This window comes from Vannielia sp. SX4 (assembly GCF_052828525.1).
Genome location: NZ_CM128247.1, coordinates 3831000 through 3850728, shown reverse-complemented (window position 1 = coordinate 3850728; position 19729 = coordinate 3831000). Strand labels below are relative to the sequence as shown.

Genomic DNA, 19729 nt, shown 5'->3' with positions numbered 1-19729 from the left:
CGCCCGCGATGTGCTCAGAGCTTTTCGATCAGCTCAGGCACAGCAGTGAAGAGGTCGGCCACTAGGCCGTAGTCGGCAACTTGGAAGATCGGGGCTTCTTCGTCCTTGTTGATCGCGACGATGACCTTGGAGTCCTTCATGCCGGCGAGGTGCTGGATGGCACCGGAGATGCCCACCGCGACATAGAGCTCGGGGGCCACGACCTTGCCGGTCTGACCGACCTGCCAGTCGTTGGGGGCAAAGCCGGAGTCCACCGCGGCGCGCGAGGCACCCACGGCGGCGCCGAGCTTGTCGGCCAGCTTCTCGATCAGGGCAAAGTCCTCTTCGGAGCCCACGCCACGGCCACCGGAGACCACGATGCCGGCCGAGGTGAGCTCGGGGCGGTCGCTCTCGGCCACCTTGTCCTCGACCCACTCGGAGAGGCCGGGGTTCTCGACAGCGCCGATGGTGTCAACGCCCGCCGAGCCGCCTTCGCCTGCGGCGTCAAAGGTGGAGGTCCGGAAGGTGATGACCTTGGTCGCGTCCTTGGACTTCACGGTCTGGATCGCGTTGCCCGCATAGATCGGGCGCTCGAACGTGTCGGCGTCGACCACGGCGGTCACGTCCGACAGGATCATCACGTCGAGCAGGGCCGCAACGCGGGGCATCACGTTCTTCGCATCGGTCGTGGCCGGAGCCACAATGTGCGAGTAGTCGCCCGCGAGGCTGACGATCAGTGCGGCGGTCGGCTCGGCGAGGCGGTGGCCCAGCGAGGCATCTTCGGCAACCAGCACCTTGGCCACGCCGTCGATCTTGGCAGCTTCGGCCCCTGCGGCAGAGGCGGAGGCCCCGGCGCAAAGCACGGTCACGTCACCCAGCGATTTGGCGGCCGAGACGGCCTTGGCGGTGGCATCGACGGAGAGCGCCCCGTCGGTCACTTCGGCAAGCAGCAGAACGGCCATCAGACGATCCCCTTCTCTTTGAGTTTGGCCACCAGCGTGTCCACGTCGGGCACGATCTCGCCGGCCTGGCGGGTTTCGGGCTCGGAGGTCTTCACGATCTCCAGACGCGGCGAAACGTCGACGCCGTAGTCGGCGGCGGTCTTCTCATCCAGCGGCTTCTTCTTGGCCTTCATGATGTTGGGCAGCGAGGCGTAGCGCGGCTCGTTGAGGCGCAGGTCCACGGTGACGATGGCGGGCATCTTCACCTTGATGGTCTGCAGGCCGCCGTCGACCTCGCGGGTCACCACGGCGCTGTCACCTTCAACCTTCACCTCGGAGGCAAAGGTGGCCTGGCTCCAGCCCAGCAGCGCAGAGAGCATCTGTCCGGTGGCGTTCATGTCGTTGTCGATGGCCTGCTTGCCGGCGAGTACGAGGCCCGGCTGCTCTTCGTCGATCACGGCCTTGAGGATCTTGGCAACGGCGAGCGGCTCGATGTCTTGGTGCACGTCATCCGCGGCGACGACGAGAATGGCCCGATCAGCGCCCATGGCGAGGGCGGTGCGGAGCGTTTCCTGCGCCTGCTTCACGCCGATGGAAACGGCTACCACCTCTTCAGCGGTCCCGGCCTCCTTCAGGCGGATCGCCTCTTCGACGGCGATCTCGTCGAAGGGGTTCATCGACATTTTCACGTTGGCAAGATCGACACCGGAACCATCCGATTTCACACGGACCTTCACGTTGTAGTCGATCACCCGTTTCACAGGCACAAGTACCTTCATGGGGTCTCTCTCCTCGCGTCAGGGGCGGCTGCGCCACCCGGATTGGGGCATTTGTTAGCGGAGGTTGCGGCCCGCTTACAGGGCAAAATCGCCGCAATCCGGCCAGCCGACGCCGCGTTTTGCGACGTTAGCGCAAACGATTGCGGCCTCAGCGGCTGCCGCCGGGCACCCAGAGTACGTCTTCGCCGCCATTGGCCACGCGGGCGGCGACGAAGAACCAGTCGCTGAGGCGATTCAGGTAGCGGATGGCGAAGGGGTTCACATCGCCCGGCTCGGTCTCGGCCAGTTCGGTCGCCAGACGCTCGGCGCGGCGGCAGGTCGTCCGGGCGAGGTGGAGGTGCGCGGCCAGCGGAGTGCCGCCGGGCAGGATGAAGCTGCGCAGGGCTTCGAGGCCTGCATTCATCGCGTCGATCTCGCTTTCCAGCCGGGTGACCTGCGCCTCGATCATCCGCAGCGGCGGGTACTCGGCCTTGTCGTCCTCGTCGATTCCCGGGCGGCAGAGATCGGCGCCGAGGTCGAAAAGGTCATTCTGAATCGTCGCGAGCTGAGCATCCATCTCGCCCTCGGAGTGTAGGCGGGCGAGGCCGACAACCGAGTTGAGCTCGTCGGAGGTGCCATAGGCCGCGACGCGCGGCGAGTGCTTGGCCACGCGGTCGCCGGTGCCCAGGGCGGTATCGCCCTTGTCGCCCGTGCGGGTGTAGATCTTGTTCAGAACAACCATGTCAGCCTCCCCTGCGCAGCCAGACGAAGAGCAGGATCAAAACGATGGCCACCGCCTGCGCGCCGATCCGCCAGCGCATCACTTTGTTGGCATGCTTCTTGTTGAAATCGCCACCCTTGGCAAAGCCCCCGATCCCGAAGAGCAGGATGCCCACTACCACGAGGCAAGCAACGGCAACGATTATGAAAAGCGGGTCGTTTGTCATCAGGGTCTCCGGCGTTTGGCCTCATTTAGCCCGGCCTTGGGGGAATGCGAAGGTGACAGCCTGCCTCAGACCTTCCGAATCGCCCAGTCCTGCACCCGTTGCGGCAGGAGCCTCTTGGCCCAGGCCATGATGTGCGTGGGCGTGGTGATCCGGTAGCGGGCCTTCGGGCGCCGGGCGGTGAGCGCCTTCAGTACGGCCTGCGTCACCGCTTCTGGCCCCAGCTCGAACGGCTCGGGCTTGGATTTGCGTTTGTAGAGCTGGTCGAGCAGCTCGCTCTCGTATTGGGCGCGGCGGGGGGAGGCCTTCCAGTCGATCCATTGCTCGAACTTGGCGATGGCATTCTTGCGGAACTCCGTGCGGATCGGGCCGGGCTCGATCAGGACCACGTCGATGTTTGCGTCCGACATTTCCAGCCGCAGCACATCACTCAGGCCCTCCAGCGCAAATTTCGAAGCCACGTAGGGCCCGCGCCAGCGCATCGCCATGAAGCCCAGCACGGAGGAGCAGTTCAAGATGCGCCCGTGGCCCTGCGCCCGCATTGCAGGCAGCACCAGCCGGGTCAGTGTATGGTAGCCGAAAAAGTTGCTCTCGAAGAGGTCGCGCAGGCCATCGGTCGGCACATCTTCCAGTGGGCCGACGAGGCCATAGGCGCCATTGTTGAAGAGCGCGTCGAGCGTGCCGCCGGTGGCCGAAAGCACGGCGGCAACGGCGGCTTCCATGCTCGCGTCGTCCTGATGGTCGAGCAGGAAGCTCTCGAACCCTTCGGCGCTCAGGCGGTCCACGTCCTTTTGCTGGCGGCATGTGGCGAACACGCGCCACCCGGCGTTCCGTAACCCGTGAGCAGCGTCATAGCCGATGCCGGTTGAACAGCCGGTGATGAGAATGGAGTTCTGCGTCATGCAGGCCGGGATGCCCCGCCACGGGGGCGGGCGCAAGGGCTGGTATCAGCCCTGCGGCAGTTCGCGGATGAAGTCGCCCGACATGTAGCCCTCTTCGCCATCCAGCAGGATGCGGGCCCAGCCATTGTCTTCATAGCCGAGGATCTCGACTTCCTGGTTTTCGACGACCTGACCGATCACCCCATTGCCAGTGGAGGGGCCGGAGCGCACGTTGACGCGCTGGCCAAGTACCACCCCAACGGTGGTGAGTTCCACGCCATCGGTGGCGGCGATCTCTTCGGCGAGTTCGGCTTCAGGCTCGGAGGGTTCCACCTCGGCCAGAGCGGCGGCCACTGCGGCATCGGTTGCAGTGGCGAGCGAGGCTTCGAGAACGGGCTCGGGCTCTGTTTCGACCGGCTCAGCGGCGGCGGCCGCGAGAATCGCCGGGTTGTCGTCGGTCTTGGTGACGGTGTCCTCAACGGCGGCGGTGTCGAACGTGGCCAGTTCCTCGGCGGTCATCGCGGGTTCGTCAGAGCCCATCGCGACCTCGGGGCCATCGCCCACAAGCACCATGGCCCCGAAAATCAGAGCCAGAAGCGCCACAACCATTTTCAGCAAACCCCGCGCACCCATCGCACCCTCCGCAAACGCCGATCTTATTCAATTCTGGTAAATACAACTCCACTATAGCGTGAAGCGTTCCTTGCGGCCATGCTATTAGCAAAACTCAAAGCGCTTTGGATAGTCCTTTGGGAACTTACGTAACGCGTGCTTTCGCTTTACCGTCTTTCGTGGCTTCGGTATCACATCATCTATGAATGACGAGGCAGACACCCCCAATATCGAGCCGAACGAGAGGGCAGAACCCCTCCGCCGGGCCATCGGCGAGCGCTATCTTACCTATGCGCTCTCCACCATCATGCACCGGGCGCTGCCCGATGCGCGCGACGGGCTGAAGCCGGTTCACCGGCGAATCCTCTACGCGATGCGGCGGCTGCGGCTGTCGCCGACGGGCGGATTCCTGAAATCGGCCAAGATCAGCGGCGACACGATGGGGGATTTTCACCCCCACGGGAACCAGGCGATCTACGATGCGATGGCCCGTCTCGCGCAGGATTTTGCGGTGCGCTACCCGCTGGTCGACGGTCAGGGCAACTTTGGCAACATTGATGGCGATATGCCGGCGGCCGAGCGCTACACCGAGGCGCGGATGACCGTGGCTGCCGAGGCGCTGCTCGAAGGGCTGGACGAAAACACCGTCAACTTCCGCGACAACTACGATGGCCGCCTGCAGGAACCCGAGGTTCTGCCCGCCGCCTTCCCCAACCTGCTGGCCAATGGCTCCAGCGGCATCGCCGTGGGCATGGCCACCAACATTCCGCCGCACAACATCGACGAGTTGATCGGCGCCTGCCTGCATCTGCTGAAAACGCCTGATGCACGTGACGACACGCTGCTAAACTACGTCAAAGGCCCCGATTTTCCGACCGGTGGCGTGATCGTGGAGCCGCCCGAGAGCATTGCCGAAACCTATCGCACCGGGCGCGGTGCGGTACGGCTGCGCTGCCGCTGGGAGGTCGAAGACCTCGGGCGCGGGCAATGGCAGGCGGTTGTCACCGAGATCCCCTATCAGGTGCAGAAGTCCAAGCTGATCGAGAAGATCGCGGAGCTGATCCAGCTGAAGAAGCTGCCGATTCTGGCCGATGTGCGCGATGAGAGCGCCGAGGATATCCGGCTGGTGCTGGAGCCGCGTTCCAAGAACGTGGACCCCGAGATCCTGATGGGCATGCTGTTCCGCAACTCAGATCTGGAGATGCGCTTCAGCCTGAACATGAACGTGCTGATCGACGGGCGCACGCCGAAGGTCTGCTCGCTAAAGGAACTGCTCCGCGCCTTCCTCGATCATCGCCGGGATGTGCTGGAGCGCCGGTCGCGGCACCGGCTGGAGAAGATCGACAATCGTCTCGAGGTGCTCGAGGGCCTGATGGTCGCCTTCCTCAACCTCGACCGGGTGATCGACATCATCCGCTACGACGACGAGCCCAAGCGCGCCCTCATGGCCGAAGATTGGTCGGTCAAGCACAGGCGGGCGACGGACGAGAGCGACTACATCAGCCCCATCGGCCCGGGCACACCGGACGAGCCGAGTGATGGCCTGACAGAGGTGCAGACCGAGGCGATCCTCAACATGCGGCTGCGCAGCTTGCGGCGGCTGGAGGAGATGGAGCTGAAGGCCGAGCAGGATGAGCTCATGCGCGAGCGCGAAAGCCTGCAAGACCTGCTGGAAAGCCCCGAGCTGCAATGGGCCCGCATCAGCGATGAGCTGCGCGAGGTTCGCGATAAGTTCGGCGCCAAGACCGAAGAGGGCAAGCGCCGCACCGCATTCGCCGAGGCCGGCGAGGTGGAAGACGTGCCGATGGAGGCGATGATCGAGCGCGAGCCGATCACCGTGGTCTGCTCGCAGATGGGCTGGATTCGCGCCATGAAGGGCCACATCGACCTTGGCCAGGAGCTGAAATTCAAAGACGGCGATGGCCCGCGCTTTGCCTTCCACGCGGAGACGACCGACAAGCTGCTGCTGCTTGGCGCGAACGGGCGGTTCTATACCCTCCCCGGATCGCAGCTGCCCGGCGGGCGGGGCATGGGCGAGCCGGTTCGGCTGATGGTCGACCTGCCGAACGATGCCGAGATTCTGGCGCTGTTCTCCCATGTGCCGGGGCAAAAGCTTCTGCTGGCGTCCTCGGCGGGCGATGGATTTGTGGTCAATTCCGACGAGGTGGTGGCCCAGACCCGCGCAGGCAAGCAATCGCTCAACGTGAAAGACGGCGTCACTGCTGCCGTGTGCCGCCCGGTGAAGGGCGACCACGTGGCCGCGGTGGGCGACAACCGAAAGGTGCTGGTGTTCGCGCTCGAGGAGTTGCCAGAGATGGCACGGGGCAAGGGCGTGCGGCTGCAAAAGTACAAGGACGGCGGCCTGAGCGATGCCGTGACTTTCGCGCTCGAAGAGGGCCTGAGCTGGAAAGACCCGGCAGGCCGCACCCGCACCGAAACCGACCTTGCCGAATGGATCGGCAAGCGCGCCTCCGCAGGCCGCATGGCACCGCGCGGCTTTCCGAGAGACAACAAATTTACCGACTGAGTGTCATGAATTTGCCCAATGCGCCCCGCTAAGAGGGCCGGGCTTTTAAAACGAGGGACGAGCAATGAGTTACACAGATGCACCGATCGTAGAAGACGACGTGCTGCACGGCGCGTATCGCGGTGAAGGAGGGCGGCTGTTCTGGCTCGCCCTCGGCACCGGGATGCTCACCCTGCTGACGCTTGGGATCTACCGGTTCTGGGCCAAGGCCCGCATTCGCCGCTACCTTTGGAGCGCCACTGCGCCCGGTGGCAACCCGTTTGAGTACACCGGCACTGGTCTGGAGAAGTTTCTGGGCTTTCTCGTCGCGGTGGTGATCCTTGCCGCCTATCTCGGCATCCTCAACGTGATCCTGCTTTTCTTGGGCTTCTCCTTCATCATGGGCGGTGATCCGAACGACCCCGAGGTAATCTTGCGGCAGATCGTCGTGATCTACGCCAACCTTTTCGCGCTGATCCCGCTCATCTACTTTGCCCAGTACCGCGCCCGCCGTTACCTGCTGAGCCGGACCCGCTGGCGCGGCGTCCGGTTTGGCGCCGAAAAGGGGGCCTGGGGTTACACTTGGCGCGGGTGCCTGCTGGCGATCCTCAGCGGCATCACTCTTGGCCTTCTGTCGCCACTCGCCACCTTCAAGCTGGAGAAATACACTTGGGACCGCACGTGGTACGGCGATGCCAAGTTCACCCAAGGTGGCAAGTGGACAAGCCTCTACCGTGCGATGATTCACGTGGTGATCGCCATTGTGCTGTTCATCGGCGCCGCCGTGCTGATGGTGATGGACGAACAGCTCGCCCTGCTTGGCTTCGTGCTGCTCTTCGTCGCCTATGTCTGGCTGATCATCGGCTTCATCTACTACCAGGTGCACGCTTGGCGCATTCTGGCCGCGCACAAGGTGCTGGGTGAGGACATCCGGTTCCGCTCGCTGCCGCGTACCGGCACGATCATCGGCACCTACATCGTCGGCACCATCGCGGTGTCTCTGCTGACGGCGCTGGCGCTCATTCCGGTCGGCTTTCTGATCGCGGGCATGGGCTCGCTGATGGGCGGCGGTAACCCCAATGATCTCTTCGGCAGCCCGCAGGGCATCCTCTTCATTGCCCTGATCGCCTTCGCCTATATCTTCGCCATCGTATTTGCCGGGGCCTTGAGCATGGTCTTCATCACCCAGCCGATCCTCCGGCATTATGTCGAGGAAACCTCGGTGATCGGTGCCTCCAGGCTTGACGCGATCCGCCAGCGCATAGGCGACGAGGTGGTGGATGCGGAAGGCTTCGCCGATGCACTCGATGTGGGGGCGGCCTTCTAGGTCGCCCGACAGCCCCGCCAACCAAGGAGCCGCCCTATGGCAGACCCGACCCCGCCGCTCCCGACCTTCGCCGTCGCTGGCCGTTTCTTTGACGGTCAGAGCGCCGGGGCGAAGGTGGTGCGCGCCGAGGCCGAGCAGATCAAGGGGCGGCTGCTGATCTATGATGAAGAGAGCGGGCGGCTGCTGGATCAATGGCCGCTCGACAGCCTACGGATGATCCGTGATCCCGGCTTCGGCGATGGGATCGTGTTTTTCCGCGAGGGGCATGACGAGGCCCGCCTCAACATCGCCTCCGCCGAGGATGCCGCCGCGCTGGGGGCGGTTGCGCCCAACCTCCGCAAGGTGAGCGTGGCCAAGGGCACGTGGCGCAAAGTGCTGCTCTGGAGCGGTGGCGCGGTGGCCGCGCTGCTGCTGATCCTCTTCGTAATCCTGCCCACGCTGGCTGACACGCTGGCAGGCATGATCGACCCCGAGCAGGAGGAACGGATCGGCCAAACCGTGGTGGGGCAGGTCGAGCGCATGCTGGGCAGTCACAACGGCTCTGGTTTTTGCTCCACGCCCGAGGGCGACGCAGCGTTGGCCAAGATGACCGAGCGCTTCACCGATCACCTCGATCTGCCCTACGAGTTGAAAGTCCGGGTCATCCGCAACCCGCTGGTCAACGCCTTTGCCGCGCCGGGCGGGCATGTGGTGATCGTTTCGGGGCTGCTCGACAAGGCGGACAGTCCGGAGGAGGTCGCCGGTGTTCTGGCCCATGAGATCGGCCATGTCGCGGCTCGTGACCCGCTGCGGATCACGCTGCGCACGGCAGGGTCGGCAGGGATCATCTCGATGATTCTTGGCGACTTTGCCGGGGGCGCGCTTGTGATCCTCGTGTCCGAACAACTCATGCAGGCGAGCTACACGCGCGACGCGGAGGCCGGGGCGGATGAGTTTGCCCATGAGCTGCTCCGCAAGGCCGAGCTGCCGAGCGAAGGCATGGCGCGATTCTTCGAAAAGCTGCGCGACCAATATGGCGATGTGGACGGGGCCGAGGAGTTCCTGTCGTCGCACCCCAACCTCGCCAGCCGCGCCATTGCCGCGCGGGAGGCCGAAACCCGGGGCGATGGCACCTTTGTGCCGGTTCTGGACGAGGCCGAGTGGGACGCGCTGCGGGCGATCTGCAAATGAGCCTGCGGTGTGCTCCGGCGTTGCTGCTGGCGACGCTGCTCGCAGGCTGCTCCGCCGTTGCCGACCTCGAAGAGCCGGTTGTGCCGATTGGCCAGTTCAAGTTGGGCTATTCGGTCGTCGTGGCCGAGGGCGCGCAAAAGGTGCCACCCTCCCGCGAGGCCTCTGCCGAGGAATGGCAGGCCGCGCTGGAAGCGGCGCTCAATCAGCGGTTCGGTCGATTCGAGGGCAGCCAGCTTTACCACCTTGCGGTGAAGGTCGATGCCTATGCGCTGGCCGTGCCGGGGGTGCCGGTGGTGCTGTCCCCCAAGTCGATCCTGCGCATTCAGGTCTCGGTCTGGGATGATGCGGCGGGCACCAAGATCAACGCCGAGCCGCGGGTCTTTACCGTGTTCGAGCGGCTCTCGGGCGAAACCGTGCTCGGCTCCGGCCTGACCCGCACCAAGGCGCAACAGATGGAGCAGCTTTCCGCCAATGCGGCCCGGCTGATCGAGGGCTGGATGCGGGAGAACCCCGGCTGGTTCGCCCCGCGCTACGAGGCCTCCGCGCCGCTGGCAGAGCCGCTGCCGGAGGTGCCAGCCGCGCCCGCGGCCGCACCGGCCCCGGTGCCGCAGGGCGCGGCGGATCGGCCGGGCGTGTCGCCCGATATCGGCGATGTGATCACCCCCGCCGGGTAGCAGGGCCCGCGCGAAAAGCCCTTGAGGCCAAAGGGCGCTTGATTTTTCTCCCACGCCCGCGTAGGCACCCGCCCATGCAAATCCCGGGGCCTAGGTCGGCCCCCCGAAACAGAGGCGCCAAGGACGATGGCTAAGGAAAAGTTTGAACGCACGAAACCGCATGTGAACATCGGCACGATCGGTCACGTGGACCACGGCAAGACGACGCTGACGGCTGCGATCACCAAGCAGTTTGGCGACTTCAAGGCCTATGACGAGATCGACGGCGCGCCCGAAGAGAAGGCCCGCGGCATCACCATCTCGACCGCCCACGTGGAGTACGAGACCGACGCGCGTCACTACGCCCACGTCGACTGCCCCGGCCACGCCGACTACGTGAAGAACATGATCACCGGTGCTGCCCAGATGGACGGCGCGATCCTGGTTGTGAACGCCGCTGACGGCCCCATGCCGCAGACCCGCGAGCACATCCTGCTGGGCCGCCAGGTCGGCATCCCGAAGATGGTCGTGTTCCTCAACAAGGTCGACCAGGTGGACGACGAGGAGCTCCTGGAGCTCGTCGAGATGGAAGTGCGCGAGCTGCTCTCCAGCTACGACTACCCCGGCGACGATATCCCGATCGTGGCAGGCTCCGCCCTGGCCGCTCTGGAAGGCCGTGACGACAACATCGGTTCCGAGAAGATCGCCGAGCTGATGAAGGCCGTGGACGACTACATCGACACGCCCGAGCGTGCCGTCGACCAGCCCTTCCTGATGCCGATCGAGGACGTGTTCTCGATCTCCGGCCGCGGTACCGTTGTGACCGGCCGTGTCGAGCGTGGCGTGATCAACGTGGGCGACGAGATCGAGATCGTCGGCATCCGCGACACCACCAAGACCACCTGCACCGGCGTGGAAATGTTCCGCAAGCTGCTGGACCGCGGTGAAGCTGGCGACAACATCGGCGCCCTGCTGCGTGGTGTGGACCGTGAAGGCGTCGAGCGGGGCCAGGTGCTCTGCAAGCCCGGCTCGGTGACCCCGCACACGAAGTTCGAGGCCGAAGCCTACATCCTCACCAAAGAGGAAGGTGGCCGTCACACCCCGTTCTTCGCCAACTACCGCCCGCAGTTCTACTTCCGCACCACGGACGTGACCGGGACGGTGACCCTGAAAGAGGGCACCGAGATGGTGATGCCGGGCGACAACGTGTCGTTCACCGTTGAGCTGATCGCCCCGATCGCGATGGAAGACGGCCTCCGCTTCGCCATCCGCGAAGGCGGCCGTACCGTCGGCGCAGGCGTCGTCTCCAAGATCATCGAGTGATGATCGGTCAGGCTGGGCTCCTGCCCGCCTGAGCGAAAAAGCATTACAGGGCCGTCCCTTAGCGGGGCGGCCCTTTCTTTTTGCGGGGAAGGGCGAGACAAGCCCCAATCCGGCCCTATCTCCCCTACCAAGATGAACGCTTCGGTTCACTACGCCAGCTCAGGGAGGCCAGCACCCATGTCCATTTCGTTCAAACTCAACGGTGAGGCGGTCACGGTCGACGCGCCCGAGGAGATGCCGCTCCTCTGGGTGATCCGCGACAAGCTCAAGCTCACCGGCACAAAATTCGGCTGCGGCGTGGCCTCTTGCGGGGCCTGCACCGTGCATGTGGATGGCGAGCCGACGCGCTCCTGCCAGACATGGATCTCCGATGTGGAAGGTCTGGAAGTGACCACCATCGAAGGCATCAACGGGACGGCCGCCGAGGCGGTGCAGGCGGCGTGGCGCGCCAATGACGTGGTGCAATGCGGCTACTGCCAGTCCGGCCAGATGATGCAGGCCATCGGCCTGCTGAGCGAGAACGCCACCCCTACGGATGACGACATCGACGCCGCAATGGGCGGCAACGTGTGCCGTTGTGCGACCTACGTGCGGATCAGGGCTGCGATCCACGACGCGGCCAAGCGGATGGAGGGCTAAGACCATGAAAGATTTCACACCTTCCCGCCGTTCCTTCCTTGCCGGCTCCGCGGCTGCGGGGGCGGCACTGGTCATCGGGTTCAACGCCAAGGGCGCGCTGGCTGCGGGCCATGAGGGTGGGCTGATGCCCAACCCCTTCGTCAAGATCGCGCCGGATGGCACGGTCACGGTGATCCTCAAGCACTTCGAAATGGGGCAGGGCACGACGACCGGCCTTGCCACCTTGGTGGCCGAAGAGATGGACGCCGATTGGGACGCCGTGCAGATCGAGTTTGCGCCGGCTGATGCCAGCAAATATGCCAACACCCTCTTTGGGATGCAGGGCACCGGCGGCTCCACGGCGATGGCCAACAGCTACATGCAGTACCGTCAGGCCGGCGCCGCGGCGCGGGCGATGCTGATGGAGGCGGCGAGCCTCGAATGGGCCGTGCGCGCCAGCGAGATCACGATCGACAAGGGCGTCGTGAGCCACGGTGACGTGTCGGCCACCTTTGGCGAGTTGGTGGCCAAGGTGAAGGACACCGCCGAGCCGCCGACCGAGCCAATCCTGAAAGAAGCCAAGGATTTCAAACTCATCGGCAAAGACCTGCTGCCGCGGAAGGACACGCCCTCCAAGACCGATGGCACCGCGATCTTCGCGATGGACGTCGCGCCCGAGGGCACGATCTATGCGGTCATGGCGCGCGCGCCGCGCTTTGGCGGGACGGTCGCCAGCTTTGACGACAGCGCCGCGCTGGACGTGCCCGGCGTGACGGCGGTGAAGCAGACGCCCAAGGGCATCGCCGTTTTCGCCGAAGACACGTGGTCCGCGATCCAAGGCCGCGACACGCTGAGCGTGGAGTGGGATTTCACCAACGCGGAAGGCCGCTCCACCGAGGAGATGGAGGCCGAATATGCCGCCGCCCTCGACGGTGATGGTCCGGTGGCCCGCAACGATGCGGGCGTGGAGGAGGCGCTGGCCGGTGACAACACCGTGGAGGCGGAGTTCGACTTCCCCTTCCTTGCCCATGCGCCGATGGAGCCGATGACCTGCACCATACAGATCAAGGACGGAAAGGCGCATATCTGGGATGGCTCCCAGTTTCCGACCGTCACGCAGATGGCGGTAGGTGCCGTCACCGGCGTGGGCCAGGAAAACACCACGATCGAAACCGTCTATGCCGGCGGTTCCTTTGGCCGCCGCGCGAATATGGACAGCGACTATCACGTGGAAGCCGCGATGGCCGCCGTCGCCCTTGGCACCGATCAGCCGGTGAAGCTGGTCTGGACCCGGGAAGACGACGTGACGGGCGGATACTACCGGCCAATGGTGAAGCATCGGGTAAAGGTTGCGGTCGGCGCGGACGGTGCGCTTGCCGCCTGGCGCTCTGACGTGGCCTCGAAGTCGATCTTCACCGGCACGCCGATGGAGCAGATGATGGTGCACGAAGGGGTCGACCATGCCTCGGTGGAGGGCGTGACGGACACGCAATACGCCATCCCCGCGATGCAGGTTTCTGTCCGCAACATGGAGACGCCGGTGCCGGTGCTCTGGTGGCGCGCGGTGGGCAACAGCCACACCGCCTACGCCATGGAAGTGGGCATGGACATGGCCGCCGAGGCCGCCGGGGCGGACCCTGTGGCCTTCCGCGAGGGTCTGCTTGGCGGCAGCCCGCGCCTGCTGGGCGTGCTCAAGCTGGCCGCCGAAAAAGCCGGTTGGGGCAATGACTTGCCCGAAGGCTGGGGCCGGGGCGTGGCCGCGCATTTCTCGTTCAACAGCTATGTGGCGCAGGTGGCGGAGGTATCGACCGATGCCGATGGTCGGGTCAAGCTGGAGCGGATCGTGGCGGCGGTGGATTGCGGCGTGGCGGTGAACCCCGACGTGATCCGCGCCCAGATTGAGGGTGGCATCGGCTTTGGCCTCGGCCATGCGATGCGGCAGAAGATCACCTTTGACGGCGGCGAAGTGGTGCAGAGCAACTTCCCCGACTACGAGCCGCTGCGGATCACCGACATGCCCGAAATCGAGGTGCATATCGTGCCCTCCGCCGAGGCGCCGACCGGAGTGGGGGAGCCGGGATTGCCGCCGGCGGCGCCTGCGGTGGCCAATGCGATCTACAATGCCACCGGCACGCGGGTGCTCCGCCTGCCGATGGTGGACGCGGGCATTGAGTTTGCCTGATAAACAATGGCTTGGCCGCGCTCCGGCAGGGGCGCGGCTGGGTGTTGCGCTGCGGTGCGGCGGGGCGTTAACCCTGCGAACGGGCCGATGCACAACTGATGCACATCCCATGCACATCCCATGCATACGCGAATGTGGCCCCGGCCCGGAGGTTAACGCGGCGCGCGCGGCCTGGGCGCGATTGCGCTTGCGGGACGCGCGGATGCGGCTAGCCTCCGGCGCATGGAACATATCGAGTTTGCCTACTGTCTGAACGGCCCCGAGGCGGGCCAGCGGATTGACCATGAAGACCACATCGTCGCCCGGCTCAGGGCCGATGAGCTGGCTTGGGTCCATCTGGTTGCCGACCACCCCGAGACCGACCCGTGGATGGAAGAGGTGCTCGACTTCGTGGAGGCCCCGACCCGCGCCGCGCTCACCGCCAAATCGACCCGACCGCGCAGCTCGGTGCAGGAGGACGGGCTGGTGGTGATCCTCCGGGGCGTCAACCTGAACCCCGGCGAGGAGGTCGAAGACATGGTCTCGCTCCGGGTGTTCCTGAACCCGGCGCGGATCATCACCCTCTCGCGGCGGCGGTTGAAGTCGCTGACCGAGATGCAGGAGGCGGTGGAGGCGGGCGAGGGGCCCCAAAGCGTGGGCGGCTTTCTGACCGGCGTGGTCGAGCGCATGGGCGGGCGGATCGACGAGGTGCTCTTTGAACTGGCCGAGCGGGTGGACGTACTGGAGGATGCGGTGATCGCCAGACCCGACCCGGCACAGCGGAGCCAGGTGGTAGACGAGCGGCAGGAGGTGATCGACCTGCGCCGCTATCTCGGCCCGCAGCGCGATGCGATCGGCCAGTTGGCCAGCGGTGGGCACCCGATGCTGACCAAGCACGACAGGCGGCGGCTGGCGGAGGCCCATGACAGGCTGGTGCGCGGTGTTGAAGAACTCGACGCCATGCGCGACCGGCTGATCGTGCTGAAGGACGAGATAGACTCCGCAGTGCAGGACAAGCTGAACCGCAACCTCTACCTGCTGTCGATTCTCAGCGCGATCTTCCTGCCGCTCGGGTTTTTGACCGGGCTGATGGGGATCAACCTTGGCGGCATGCCGGGGGCCGAGAGCCCTTGGGCCTTCTGGGCATTTACCGGCGGGCTGGTGGTGGTGGGCATCCTGCAAGTCTGGGTGCTGCGGCGGCTGAGGTGGATCTGACGCATGGCGGGCAGATTGCGCGCCCTATTGGCAGAGCGACCGGCACATGAAACATTTGCCTCTTGCCAACCGGCAGCGCCTCTCTTATCCATCGGCCCGGCCTTAGGGGTATAGCTCAGTTGGTAGAGCGACGGTCTCCAAAACCGTAGGTCGCGGGTTCAAGCCCTGCTGCCCCTGCCAGGCCCTCCCAGATACGACCTTTTGCGCCGCAGCGTAGCGATGGACTTGGGCTTGCCCCTCCGGTAACCAAGGCCGGACGAATTTATGTTGCGCGGAGGATGAGCCCGATGGCCGAGATCGAACGGGAATCGATGGACTACGATGTGGTGATCGTGGGGGCCGGGCCTGCCGGGCTTTCGGCGGCGATCCGGCTCAAGCAGCTGGATGCCGATCTCGACGTTGTGGTGCTGGAGAAGGGCTCGGAAGTGGGCGCGCATATTCTCTCCGGCGCCGTGCTGGACCCCTGCGGGCTTGATGCGCTGATTCCGAACTGGAAGGAAAAGGGCGCGCCGCTCAACACGCCGGTCACCAAGGACAATTTCTACATCCTCGGGGAAGAGGGCAAGCTGCGGGTGCCGAACTTCCCGATGCCGCCGCTGATGAACAACCACGGCAATTACATCGTCTCGATGGGCAACGTTTGCCGCTGGATGGCGGAGCAGGCCGAAGAGCTGGGCGTCGAGGTGTTCCCCGGCATGGCCTGCTCGGAGCTGATCTACGAGGGCGACCGGGTGAAGGGCGTGGTGGCCGGGGAGTTCGGTAAGAACCCCGATGGCACGCCGGGCGACGGCTATGAGCCGGGCATGGTGCTGAACGGCAAATACGTGTTCCTCTCCGAAGGCGTGCGCGGGTCGCTCGCCAAGGAGGTGATCGGGAAGTACGGGCTGGCCGAGGGCCACGAGCCGCAGAAGTTTGGCCTTGGCATGAAGGAGATCTGGGAGATCGACCCGGCCAAGCACCGCGAGGGCACCGTGACCCACACGATGGGCTGGCCGCTAGGTGGCAACGCGGGCGGTGGCTCCTTCATCTATCACCTTGAGAACAATCAGGTTTACGTGGGCTTCGTGGTTCACCTGAACTACAAGAACCCGCATCTCTTCCCCTACATGGAGTTCCAGCGGTTCAAGCATCATCCGATGGTGGCGGAGCTGCTCGAGGGCGGTAAGCGCGTGGCCTATGGCGCGCGGGCGATTTCTGAGGGCGGATACCAGTCGATGCCCAAGATGGTCGCGCCCGGCGTGGCGCTGCTGGGCTGCTCGGTGGGCATGGTCAACGTGCCGCGGATCAAGGGCAACCATAACGCGATGCTCTCGGGCAAGGCTGCCGCAGAGGCCGCCTTCGAGGCGATCAAGGCCGGGCGCGAGGGGGATGAGCTGAGCGCCTATGAGGATGAGGTGCGCGGCGGCGCGATTGGCAAAGACCTAAAAAAGGTGCGCAACGTGAAGCCGATGTGGAGCAAGTGGGGGCTGTGGCCGTCACTCGGGCTCGGCGGGCTTGATATGTGGACCAACAACCTCTTCGGGTTCAGCCTGTTCGGCACGCTCAAGCACGGCAAGAACGACGCGGACGCCACTGGCCTTGCCGCCGATTACCCGGCGATCGATTACCCCAAGCCGGACGGGAAGCTGAGCTTCGACCGGCTAACCAACGTGTCTTTCTCGATGACCAACCACGAGGAAAGCCAGCCCTGCCACCTGACGCTGAAAGACCCCAGCGTTCCGATCCAGTTCACCCTGCCGAAATATTCCGAACCCGCGCAGCGCTACTGCCCGGCAGGGGTGTACGAGGTGGTCGAGAAGGACGGCACGCCGGAGTTTGTCATCAACTTCCAGAACTGCGTGCACTGCAAGACCTGCGACATCAAGGATCCGCCGCAGAACATCCACTGGACGGTGCCGCAGGGCGGTGACGGGCCGAACTACCCGAATATGTAGGCTGACGGGGCGTCACGATGGCGCGAGATTCCGCGTGACAAGGCCTGTCGCGCGGCGGGATCGTATTGTTTTGGTAAGCGCGGAGGACTACGCTGCGCGCAACCCGAAGAACAGAGGTCAAAGAGCCCCGTGAAGATCCCCTCCCTGCTTCGTTCGGCTGCCGCGATTGCGCTGGCCGTGAGCACTGCCCTTCCCGCCGCTGCACAGCAGGCCGACCGGGGGCTTGCAGGCTCCTACCTCGCCGCCCGCGTGGCGAGCTTCAACAACGATTTCCGCGCTGCCGCCGACTATTACACCCGCGCCCTCGTGCGGGACCGGGACAATGCGCTGCTGATGGAAAACGCCATCTTGGCCTTTGCCGGGCTGGCCGATTTCAACGCGGCCGTACCGATTGCGCGGCAGATGGTCGACACCGTGGGCGAGAGCCAGATCGCGCGGCTGGTGCTGATGAGCGATCAGCTGAGCCGGCAGCAATACCAGGAGGTGCTGGACGGGCTGGCGGAGGGCCAGACGGTGGGGCCGCTGGTGGACGGGCTTGTGCGGGCGTGGTCCGAGCTGGCGCTGGGCAACATGGACAACGCGGTGGAAAGCTTCGATGCTGCGGCGGATGACACCGGGTTGAAGGCCTTTGGCCTCTATCACAAGGCGCTGGCCTTTGCCGTGGCCGGGGATTTCGAGGCCTCCGACGAGATCTTTTCGGGCCGGGAGGCCGGGCCGCTGCGGCTGACCCGCCGGGGTGTGATTGCCCATGTGCAGGTGCTCAGCCAGCTGGGTCGTAATGCCGATGCCATCGAGCTGATGGAAAAGGCCTTCACCCGCGATCTCGACCCGGAGCTTGCCGCGATCCGCGATCAGCTGGAGGCCGACGAGACCCTTGCGTTCGACGTGATCCGTTCGGCGGATGACGGGCTGGCCGAGGTCTTCCTGTCGGTGGCCGGGGCGCTGAACGGCGAGACCAGCGACAGCTACACGCTGCTCTATTCGCGCAGCTCCGAATATCTGCGCCCGGATGACAACACCGAGGCGCTGCTGCTCTCGGCCCAGCTGCTCGACCAGATGGAGCAATACGAGCTGGCCGTGCGCACCTATGACCGCGTGCAGCGGAGCGACCCGGCCTTCCACGCCGCTGAGATGGGCCGCGCCGAGGCGCTGCGCAAGGATGACAAGGTGGAAGCCGCGACCGAGGTGCTGAGCCAGCTCGCCAAGGCGCGCCCCGACATTCTGGGCGTGCATATCGCTTTGGGCGACGTGCTGCGCGGGCAGGAGAAGTGGAAGGAGAGCGAGGAGGCCTATGACAAGGCGATTGCGCTCTTCGAGGAGGATCTGGAGACCCATTGGATCGTCTACTACGCGCGCGGCATCACCCGTGAGCGGCTGAAGACGTGGGATCTGGCAGAGACCGACTTCCGTAAGGCGCTGGAGCTTCGGCCCAACCAGCCGCAGGTGCTGAACTACCTCGGTTACTCCTACGTGGAGATGGGCGAGAACCTCGACGAGGCGCTCGACATGATCGAGCGCGCGGTGGCCGAGCGGCCCGACAGCGGGCATATCACCGACAGCCTCGGCTGGGTGCTCTACCGCCTTGGTCGCTACGAGGAGGCCGTGAGCCACATGGAGCGGGCGACCGAGCTGCTGCCGGTGGACCCGATCGTGAACGACCATCTGGGCGATGTGTACTGGGCGGTGGGCCGCCAGCTCGAGGCGCAATTCCAGTGGAAGCGGGCGCTCTCCTTCGACCCCGAAAAGGAAGACGCCGACCGCATCCGCCGCAAGCTCGAGAAGGGTCTGGATGCAGTGCTCTCGGAAGAGGGCGCGGAACCGCTTGCGGTGGTCAATGACGAAGGTTGAGGCCTTCGCCCCGGCCAAGATCAACCTCGCCCTTCACGTTACAGGCCGCCGCAGCGACGGATATCACCTGCTCGACAGCCTCGTGTGCTTTGCCAATGTGGGCGACCACCTGACACTGACCGACGCGCCGGGGATGAGCCTTGGCGCCTCCGGCCCGTTCGGCGCCAGCGTGCCGCCTGGGCCGAGCAACCTTGTGCTTCGGGCCGCCGAACTGATGGAGGCCGAGGCCGAGCGGCTCGGCGTGGCGGTGGGCGGCGTTTCTATCCAGCTGGAAAAGCACCTGCCGATCTCCTCGGGGCTCGGCGGCGGCTCTGCCGATGCGGCGGCGGCGCTCCGCGCGCTCTCTGACCTTTGGGGCGTGCCGGTGCCGGGCGTTCACCGGCTGGCCAAGGAGCTGGGCGCGGATGTGCCTGTGTGCCTCGATCCTGGCGCGTCTTGGCGGATGCGCGGGATCGGCGAGGAGCTGACCCGGCTGGAGCGGATGCCGCAGCTGAACCTGCTGCTGGTCAATCCGCGCGTGCCGGTCTCGACGGCGGCGGTGTTTGGCCGGATGGAGCAGCGCGACAATGCCCCCATGCCGGAGCCGCCCGAGGCCCCCAGCCGCCGCGAGTTGGTGGAGTGGCTGGCTTGGCAACGCAATGACCTGGAGGCCCCGGCCTGCTCGCTCGCGCCGGAGATCGGCGAGGTACTGGAGGAATTGCGGGCGCAGGAGGGCGCGATGCTGGCGCGGATGTCAGGCTCGGGCGCCTCTTGCTTTGCCATCTTCGAAGACAATGAGGCCCGCGACCGGGCAGCCGGTGTGCTGCGCGAGGACTGGCCGGAGTGGTGGGTAGCCGAAGGCTGAGCGCAGCCGCTACGG

At 65.3% G+C, this 19729-nt stretch carries 17 protein-coding genes and 1 tRNA gene; 12 read left to right on the top strand and 6 right to left on the bottom strand.

Annotation, left to right across the window (positions count from 1 at the left end; genetic code table 11):
• Nucleotides 1–14: 14 nt before the first annotated feature.
• The 6 genes from ACUXVX_RS19030 to ACUXVX_RS19005 form a co-directional block, all read right to left on the bottom strand.
• On the bottom strand, nucleotides 15–941 hold the full coding sequence (locus tag ACUXVX_RS19030) for an electron transfer flavoprotein subunit alpha/FixB family protein (RefSeq protein WP_446309520.1): 927 nt from the start codon (nucleotides 939–941) through the stop codon (nucleotides 15–17).
• Nucleotides 941–1699 (bottom strand): electron transfer flavoprotein subunit beta/FixA family protein, encoded by a 759-nt coding sequence (locus tag ACUXVX_RS19025; protein ID WP_222472116.1) that lies wholly within the window; start codon nucleotides 1697–1699, stop codon nucleotides 941–943. Before ACUXVX_RS19025 ends, ACUXVX_RS19030 begins: the two co-directional genes overlap by 1 nt.
• Before the next feature lie 148 nt (nucleotides 1700–1847).
• Nucleotides 1848–2420, bottom strand: coding sequence for a cob(I)yrinic acid a,c-diamide adenosyltransferase (locus ACUXVX_RS19020; protein WP_446309519.1), 573 nt, complete (start codon nucleotides 2418–2420; stop codon nucleotides 1848–1850).
• Between the two features lies 1 nt (nucleotide 2421).
• Nucleotides 2422–2625 (bottom strand): twin transmembrane helix small protein, encoded by a 204-nt coding sequence (locus tag ACUXVX_RS19015; RefSeq protein WP_222472118.1) that lies wholly within the window; start codon nucleotides 2623–2625, stop codon nucleotides 2422–2424.
• Nucleotides 2626–2690: 65 nt separating this feature from the next.
• The gene (locus ACUXVX_RS19010) at nucleotides 2691–3524 is read right to left on the bottom strand and encodes an SDR family NAD(P)-dependent oxidoreductase (RefSeq protein WP_446309518.1); all 834 of its coding nucleotides are present in this window, start codon (nucleotides 3522–3524) and stop codon (nucleotides 2691–2693) included.
• Between the two features lie 45 nt (nucleotides 3525–3569).
• Nucleotides 3570–4136 (bottom strand): SH3 domain-containing protein, encoded by a 567-nt coding sequence (locus tag ACUXVX_RS19005; protein ID WP_446309517.1) that lies wholly within the window; start codon nucleotides 4134–4136, stop codon nucleotides 3570–3572.
• Between the two features lie 181 nt (nucleotides 4137–4317).
• On the opposite strand from ACUXVX_RS19005, the gene ACUXVX_RS19000 reads away from it, so the two are divergent.
• The 12 genes from ACUXVX_RS19000 (at nucleotide 4318) to ACUXVX_RS18945 (ending at nucleotide 19714) form a co-directional block, all read left to right on the top strand.
• Nucleotides 4318–6642, top strand: coding sequence for a DNA topoisomerase IV subunit A (locus ACUXVX_RS19000; protein ID WP_446309516.1), 2325 nt, complete (start codon nucleotides 4318–4320; stop codon nucleotides 6640–6642).
• A gap of 64 nt (nucleotides 6643–6706) precedes the next feature.
• Nucleotides 6707–7948, top strand: coding sequence for a YjgN family protein (locus ACUXVX_RS18995; protein ID WP_446309515.1), 1242 nt, complete (start codon nucleotides 6707–6709; stop codon nucleotides 7946–7948).
• 36 nt (nucleotides 7949–7984) lie between these two features.
• Nucleotides 7985–9118, top strand: a complete 1134-nt coding sequence (locus tag ACUXVX_RS18990; RefSeq protein ID WP_446309514.1) for a M48 family metallopeptidase — start codon at nucleotides 7985–7987, stop codon at nucleotides 9116–9118.
• Nucleotides 9115–9792 carry a hypothetical protein gene (locus tag ACUXVX_RS18985; protein ID WP_446309513.1) on the top strand — a complete coding sequence of 226 codons (678 nt, stop codon included), beginning with the start codon at nucleotides 9115–9117 and terminating at the stop codon, nucleotides 9790–9792. Before ACUXVX_RS18990 ends, ACUXVX_RS18985 begins: the two co-directional genes overlap by 4 nt.
• A 126-nt stretch (nucleotides 9793–9918) precedes the next feature.
• On the top strand, nucleotides 9919–11094 hold the full coding sequence (tuf, locus tag ACUXVX_RS18980) for an elongation factor Tu (RefSeq protein WP_222472150.1): 1176 nt from the start codon (nucleotides 9919–9921) through the stop codon (nucleotides 11092–11094).
• Between the two features lie 177 nt (nucleotides 11095–11271).
• A complete protein-coding gene (locus ACUXVX_RS18975; RefSeq protein ID WP_222495174.1) occupies nucleotides 11272–11733 on the top strand; it encodes a (2Fe-2S)-binding protein in 462 nt (153 codons plus the stop codon).
• A gap of 4 nt (nucleotides 11734–11737) precedes the next feature.
• Nucleotides 11738–13894 (top strand): molybdopterin cofactor-binding domain-containing protein, encoded by a 2157-nt coding sequence (locus tag ACUXVX_RS18970; RefSeq protein ID WP_446309512.1) that lies wholly within the window; start codon nucleotides 11738–11740, stop codon nucleotides 13892–13894.
• Nucleotides 13895–14116: 222 nt separating this feature from the next.
• A complete protein-coding gene (locus ACUXVX_RS18965) occupies nucleotides 14117–15088 on the top strand; it encodes a zinc transporter ZntB (RefSeq protein ID WP_446309511.1) in 972 nt (323 codons plus the stop codon).
• A gap of 104 nt (nucleotides 15089–15192) precedes the next feature.
• Nucleotides 15193–15268 (top strand) — tRNA-Trp (locus tag ACUXVX_RS18960).
• Nucleotides 15269–15375: 107 nt separating this feature from the next.
• The gene (locus ACUXVX_RS18955) at nucleotides 15376–17022 is read left to right on the top strand and encodes an electron transfer flavoprotein-ubiquinone oxidoreductase (protein ID WP_446309510.1); all 1647 of its coding nucleotides are present in this window, start codon (nucleotides 15376–15378) and stop codon (nucleotides 17020–17022) included.
• A gap of 129 nt (nucleotides 17023–17151) precedes the next feature.
• The gene (locus tag ACUXVX_RS18950; RefSeq protein WP_446309509.1) at nucleotides 17152–18870 is read left to right on the top strand and encodes a tetratricopeptide repeat protein; all 1719 of its coding nucleotides are present in this window, start codon (nucleotides 17152–17154) and stop codon (nucleotides 18868–18870) included.
• Nucleotides 18857–19714: a 4-(cytidine 5'-diphospho)-2-C-methyl-D-erythritol kinase gene (locus ACUXVX_RS18945; protein WP_222468094.1), complete on the top strand. Its 858-nt coding sequence runs from the start codon at nucleotides 18857–18859 to the stop codon at nucleotides 19712–19714. The genes ACUXVX_RS18950 and ACUXVX_RS18945 overlap by 14 nt, the downstream gene beginning before the upstream one ends.
• Nucleotides 19715–19729: the final 15 nt, after the last annotated feature.

What these genes read in the sequence shown, in the direction of transcription:
- ACUXVX_RS19000 (WP_446309516.1), top strand. Translation starts at nt 4,318, where the DNA reads ATGAATGACGAGGCAGACACCCCCAATATCGAGCCGAACGAGAGGGCA.
- ACUXVX_RS18965 (WP_446309511.1), top strand. Translation starts at nt 14,117, where the DNA reads ATGGAACATATCGAGTTTGCCTACTGTCTGAACGGCCCCGAGGCGGGC.
- ACUXVX_RS18945 (WP_222468094.1), top strand. Translation starts at nt 18,857, where the DNA reads ATGACGAAGGTTGAGGCCTTCGCCCCGGCCAAGATCAACCTCGCCCTT.
- ACUXVX_RS18955 (WP_446309510.1), top strand. Translation starts at nt 15,376, where the DNA reads ATGGCCGAGATCGAACGGGAATCGATGGACTACGATGTGGTGATCGTG.
- ACUXVX_RS19015 (WP_222472118.1), bottom strand. Translation starts at nt 2,625, where the DNA reads ATGACAAACGACCCGCTTTTCATAATCGTTGCCGTTGCTTGCCTCGTG.
- ACUXVX_RS19025 (WP_222472116.1), bottom strand. Translation starts at nt 1,699, where the DNA reads ATGAAGGTACTTGTGCCTGTGAAACGGGTGATCGACTACAACGTGAAG.
- ACUXVX_RS19005 (WP_446309517.1), bottom strand. Translation starts at nt 4,136, where the DNA reads ATGGGTGCGCGGGGTTTGCTGAAAATGGTTGTGGCGCTTCTGGCTCTG.
- ACUXVX_RS19030 (WP_446309520.1), bottom strand. Translation starts at nt 941, where the DNA reads ATGGCCGTTCTGCTGCTTGCCGAAGTGACCGACGGGGCGCTCTCCGTC.
- ACUXVX_RS18970 (WP_446309512.1), top strand. Translation starts at nt 11,738, where the DNA reads ATGAAAGATTTCACACCTTCCCGCCGTTCCTTCCTTGCCGGCTCCGCG.
- ACUXVX_RS19010 (WP_446309518.1), bottom strand. Translation starts at nt 3,524, where the DNA reads ATGACGCAGAACTCCATTCTCATCACCGGCTGTTCAACCGGCATCGGC.
- ACUXVX_RS18975 (WP_222495174.1), top strand. Translation starts at nt 11,272, where the DNA reads ATGTCCATTTCGTTCAAACTCAACGGTGAGGCGGTCACGGTCGACGCG.
- ACUXVX_RS18985 (WP_446309513.1), top strand. Translation starts at nt 9,115, where the DNA reads ATGAGCCTGCGGTGTGCTCCGGCGTTGCTGCTGGCGACGCTGCTCGCA.
- tuf (WP_222472150.1), top strand. Translation starts at nt 9,919, where the DNA reads ATGGCTAAGGAAAAGTTTGAACGCACGAAACCGCATGTGAACATCGGC.
- ACUXVX_RS19020 (WP_446309519.1), bottom strand. Translation starts at nt 2,420, where the DNA reads ATGGTTGTTCTGAACAAGATCTACACCCGCACGGGCGACAAGGGCGAT.
- ACUXVX_RS18990 (WP_446309514.1), top strand. Translation starts at nt 7,985, where the DNA reads ATGGCAGACCCGACCCCGCCGCTCCCGACCTTCGCCGTCGCTGGCCGT.
- ACUXVX_RS18995 (WP_446309515.1), top strand. Translation starts at nt 6,707, where the DNA reads ATGAGTTACACAGATGCACCGATCGTAGAAGACGACGTGCTGCACGGC.